The 4,975-nt window shown below is 41.8% G+C and carries 4 protein-coding genes; 1 reads left to right on the top strand and 3 read right to left on the bottom strand.

The genetic code is table 11. From position 1 onward, the window contains the following. The 3 genes from PX482_RS00355 to pdxH all read right to left on the bottom strand — a co-directional run. Window positions 1–2,623 (bottom strand): NB-ARC domain-containing protein (locus tag PX482_RS00355; RefSeq protein WP_288121938.1); only part of this gene is annotated, 2,623 nt, incomplete at its 3' end. 118 nt (window positions 2,624–2,741) lie between these two features. After that, window positions 2,742–3,002: a trypco2 family protein gene (locus PX482_RS00350; RefSeq protein WP_288034136.1), complete on the bottom strand. Its 261-nt coding sequence runs from the start codon at window positions 3,000–3,002 to the stop codon at window positions 2,742–2,744. A gap of 315 nt (window positions 3,003–3,317) precedes the next feature. Then, the gene (gene pdxH / locus PX482_RS00345) at window positions 3,318–3,962 is read right to left on the bottom strand and encodes a pyridoxamine 5'-phosphate oxidase (protein ID WP_002776399.1); all 645 of its coding nucleotides are present in this window, start codon (window positions 3,960–3,962) and stop codon (window positions 3,318–3,320) included. A gap of 51 nt (window positions 3,963–4,013) precedes the next feature. On the opposite strand from pdxH, the gene PX482_RS00340 reads away from it, so the two are divergent. After that, on the top strand, window positions 4,014–4,784 hold the full coding sequence (locus PX482_RS00340) for a segregation/condensation protein A (protein WP_002760523.1): 771 nt from the start codon (window positions 4,014–4,016) through the stop codon (window positions 4,782–4,784). Window positions 4,785–4,975 lie beyond the last annotated feature (191 nt).

Raw genomic sequence — 4,975 nt, 5'->3', positions numbered from 1 at the left:
GTAAACGGGGAGCTAACCCGATCAATGCCTCTGCACGGGAGTATTCATTCTCAATCCCTCTGGCAACTTCTAAGGCTTCGGGTAACAAACTTTCCGGTAAACGGGGAGCTAACCCGATCAATGCCTCTGCACGGGAGTATTCATTCTCAATCCCTCTGGCAACTTCTAAGGCTTCGGGTAACAAACTTTCCGGTAAATGGGGAGCTAACCCGATCAATGCCTCTGCACGGTAGTTTTCAGACCCAATCCCTCTGGCAATTTCTAAGGCTTCGGGTAATAAAGTAGGGGGAAGATAGGGAGTAATTTTCTCTAGTCCTTCGGCTTGCTTGCTAGAATCTTGACTTTGCCGTACATAAACCAATCCCTGAGCAGGTGTCCATATTTCATGTTTAATCAGTGCCGCAATTAATTCTGGTGGAATATTAGTCGCCAAACTATTGAGGGAAGTGGTGATCAAAGCATAACGCACTTGTAACGCTATAGACTGACTGGGATTCTCAATAAAATGCTCCTCCGCCAGTTGCCACGCCCGGGAAACATCCTTAATAAAAATTGCTGTTTTCCCTTCCCTTTCACATTGACTATACCAACCATTATGACCTTCTGCCGTTTCTTCCCTCAGTAATAGATGAATCTGGGCTATCTGTCCCGCTTTTTCTAAATGCCAGAGCAAATGATTATAAATGTAGCCATCATCCTCTAAACTATGCCAGTTTGATCCCCCTAAATCCCCCTTACTAAGGGGGACTTCCACCTCTTTTCCCCCCTTTTCAAGGGGGGTTAGGGGGGATCTCTTAATTTGTTTTTGATACCGTTGTAAAAGCTGTTGATGTGCTTCAGCCATTGATAACCCTAACCCCGGTAATTGATAATCTGTTTCAGGATGAGGAGACGCTAGGATCAGATTTCGGGCTAAATCATGTAACAAATCATGGACGCGATAACTCGTTAAGAGTTCACTAGAAACCCCCGTTAATAATAAAGCCTTACTCCGTAAATATCTTAAAGTTTGCCTCGCTTCTCTAACCGGACAATCCCATAAAGTCGTCGCCATCTTTTCCGTAATGGTAACATCATCGGGTAAAACTCCTAACCAACTAAATTGTCTCAATCTTTGCCCATTTAATCGCTTTAAACTGAGATTAAAGCAAGCAATTAAACTATAATGTTTTCGTTTTTCTTCATTGGCAGTATCTCCAGCTTCCAAGCGGTCTAAAATTTCTAAATGAGCGATTTCTGCTCGTAAATCTTCGATTAATTCAGCCCAAGGAATCCCATCTTCAATTTGTGCCGCCGTCAACTCCAAAGCTAAGGGTAAATAACCGACAATTTTGGCTAATATTTTGGCTTGTTTCTGATCTGCTAAATTTAATTCATGCTTTAGATAACTCGTTAATAAGGCTAAAGATTGGCTTTCCGTCATCACATCCAAATCATAACGAATTGCCCCTTTAACGGGAACTTCCCTAGTGGTTACTAATAATTTACATTGATTTACTGCTACTCTAAAAGGATCAATATCTTCTACATTCCAGAGATCATCTACTACTAATAAAGCCTTTTTATCTGCCAATAAAGTCCTCAAGTGTAAGGATGCGGCATCAATACCCGTCGGCTTAAAATTATAATCTCCTAAAGCTTGAATCCAGCCATGAAGAAAGGATAAAATATCTGGTTGTTGTCCTAAAGTTGCCCAGAAAATGCCATCAGGAAAATAAGCTTGAACTTCTTTTTCTTGTGCTAATGCCGCCGCTAAAGTGGATTTACCAATACCTCCTAAGCCATAAATCGCACTAATAACTAAAGTTCCAGTTTTTTCCGTTGTTTCTGACAATAAAAGTTTCTTTAACTCAATACTAACCTCTGGACGTTCGACAAAATAACTCGGTTTAGGAGGAGCTTGATTACGATAGGAAGAAGATTTTAAAGAAGCGGATATAACCGGTTTAGGTTCAGGATCAATATCATGGTTTTCTAATATCTCACACCATTCGGGATTGTCATAAACTCTTGCCAAAGATTCAGCTTCTAAAGATGCTGGACGATCTATACTTAGCTGTTTAGATTGTACCCCAATCACTAACCCATAACAAACAATTGCTGATCCCGATGTTCCTTGCCAAGGTGACTGATCTTTTCCTAATCTTTCTAATTGTTCATCGGTGGGTTGTATGTCTTGACTATCTTTAATATTTAATAACAAACGGTTATGAGGAACACGATTAGCCACATCGATAGTTCCCTCAATGTGTAACCCTGTGGCGTATTTTATACCATCTTCAACATACCGTAAAAATAGAGGAAAGCCCAAAAAGTCAAATTTAACTTTTTGGGTGCTACTCGCATCAGGTAACAACCCAAAACCTACAGGATCACAAGTTTCGATAGTTTCTGGTAATTCTACTAAGGCTATATCGATATTATCGGGAGCTTTCCAAATTACTTGAGCGTCTATATCCTGCTTATCAGAATAGTTTGATGCTGATCTAAGTCGTACTTTACAGTCGTTACTATTATCAAACAGATGCCGACAAGTCAAGAGTAAACGTCCCCCAATTCGATAGGCACTGCCATATTGAGGGGCAACGATTTCTAAAGCGCGTTCAGGTTGGAATTGGGACATAACTTATCGGATTGATGTAACGTATTATTCTGGGATGGTGATGGGTTACGCTTCGCTAACCCATCCTACAAATTAACTGCTTTGGGGGCAAGCATTACGTCCCTAGGGGTATAAAATTCTAATCGGGTTTATCATCACTTGCTGTCTTGATAGCTCCTCCATCTTTCCCAATGGGTTTAAGGGGAATTTTAATTCTATGGGTTATCGTATCTTTATTGGTGGTACCCCCACCCATTTCTACTACCCAAAATTTTAGCCCACCTTTGCCTTCTTTCGACTGCTCAACCACAAATTGAACCTCTAATTCAATTTCACCCACTTCAAAGCGAATCTGCTCACCCTCAGAGGCTAAAATAGATTTACTCAGTTCAACCCGCAAGGGAGCATCTCACCTTTGTAACCCCTAAATCAGGTTTTTATGTCAAGCTATTTTAAAAGCCTTGCTAGAAACCAGGTTTAGGAATAAGTATAATTACTCACTTGCATAAATGAGATGCTCTCCCTTTCAATTCTATCGTTTTTCTGAGACTTTAGGGCGGAAGGGTTGCCTTTCTTAAATGACATAATAGCCCAACCCGATCGCTAAGGAAAGCGCGGGTTGGGAAAAGACATCGACCTAATATTATCTCAAGACTAAAATGACAAATTGAATTAGCATCGAGCTATTTTGCCAATACAAGGTGTCAAGATCAAACTAAGGAGCTAAACGTTGCCTTTGCCAAGTACCATCTTCTTGACGATAATAACAGAGACGATCGTGAAGACGACTGGGGCGACCTTGCCAGAACTCGATTAAACTAGGAATTAGGCGAAATCCGCCCCAATGAGGAGGACGGGGAACTTCACGACCCGCATATTCTTCTTTTAGTTCTGTCAGGCGTTTTTCGAGGATATCTCGCCCAGAAATCACTTCACTTTGATTGGAGGCCCAGGCCCCTAAACGGGATTCCCAGGGACGGACAAAAAAGTAATTATCCGATTCCTCCTCGCTGATTTTTTCTACAGTTCCCTCGATCCTAATTTGCCGTTGCAATTCTCCCCACCAAAACACTAGGGCCGCATTGGGATTGGCGATTAATTCCTGTCCTTTGGCGCTGTGGTAGTTGGTAAAGAGAACAAAACCGCGAGGATCGAAGTCTTTTAACAGTACCATGCGGGCCCGGGGTTTACCCTCCGGGGAAATAGTGGCTAAAGTCATAGCGTTGGGTTCCAATCTTCCCGAAGATACCGCCCGTTCTAGCCATTGTTTAAATACAATGAAAGGATCGGCAGATGTTTCTGACTCTAGCAATTCTTCGAGATTGTAGTCCAAGCGCAGGTCAGCGATCGATATGTCCATGGTTTTGCTTGCTAAATTTTATCCTTTGAGATCCTACAAGATTCTACAATCATGACTATCACCTCGGCCAGTGATGCGATCGCCTCTCTTTTAGAAATGGCGGAACAGGGAGAAATTGACCCCTGGGATGTGCAGGTTATTGATGTGATCGATCGCTTTTTGGCAGAATTGGGGTTATTAAATGATCTAGATTTAGCCATGGCCCAAGCTAATTTACCCCAATCGGGACAGGCTTTTTTATGGGCTTCTATGTTAGTTTTATTTAAGGCTGATACCCTAGAAAGATTGTCTTTAGACCAGCAAGAAGAAAGTCTGATAGATGAGGAAATTAGCGACTTAGAACGGGAATTAAGAACTTTACCCCGTTATCTAGAAAATCATATTCGCCGTCGTACTGCCGCCCCACCACCGCGAAAAAGACGGGTAACTTTGCAGGAGTTAATCACTCAATTACAACAGATTGCCCTAGAGATTGAAGCTTTACCGAAACTGCCTGTAGTTGTCCCGAAACCCCGGCCCCAATCCCGACGGGAAGCGGTACAAATTATCACGGAATTGGCCCACCAAGAAAACCTGACGGAATTGGCAGCGGAACTGGACTTTTTTTTGCAGAGAAAGTTTTTTCAATTGGAGAAAAAGGAGATAGAGTTTGAGTATTTATTAGATTTATGGCAAGCAGAAAAGCCCTCTAGTCACTCGGCAACACAGGAAAAGGTGGCGATTTTTTGGGCTTTACTTTTACTGGCTTCTCAATCAAAAGTGGAATTAAAACAAGAGGATTTTTATCAGGATTTGAGTATTTCTTTAATTAGGGTTTGCTGAAAAGCTTTTTCGTGGGGGTAGGGTGTGGGGTGTAGGGTGTAGGGTGTGGGGTTTTACCGATTTTCAGGTGGTCAACTACCTAATTTTCAGGGAAAAAGTACCTGAATTTTCCCCCCGATCACTCCAATGGTAGGCACTTTTTGAAGGAAAAAAAGTCTAAAAGTCTTACCCAACAAGGTTTTTAGATTTAT

Origin of the sequence: Microcystis sp. M53602_WE12 (genome assembly GCF_030065455.1) — a bacterium.
GTDB lineage: Bacteria > Cyanobacteriota > Cyanobacteriia > Cyanobacteriales > Microcystaceae > Microcystis > Microcystis aeruginosa.
The sequence above is the reverse complement of the archived record's forward strand: the minus strand, read 5'-3'. Positions and strand labels throughout refer to the sequence as shown.

Bases quoted from the DNA above. Each gene is read 5' to 3' on its own strand.
- PX482_RS00340 (WP_002760523.1), top strand. From the start codon at position 4,014: ATGACTATCACCTCGGCCAGTGATGCGATCGCCTCTCTTTTAGAAATG.
- pdxH (WP_002776399.1), bottom strand. From the start codon at position 3,962: ATGGACATATCGATCGCTGACCTGCGCTTGGACTACAATCTCGAAGAA.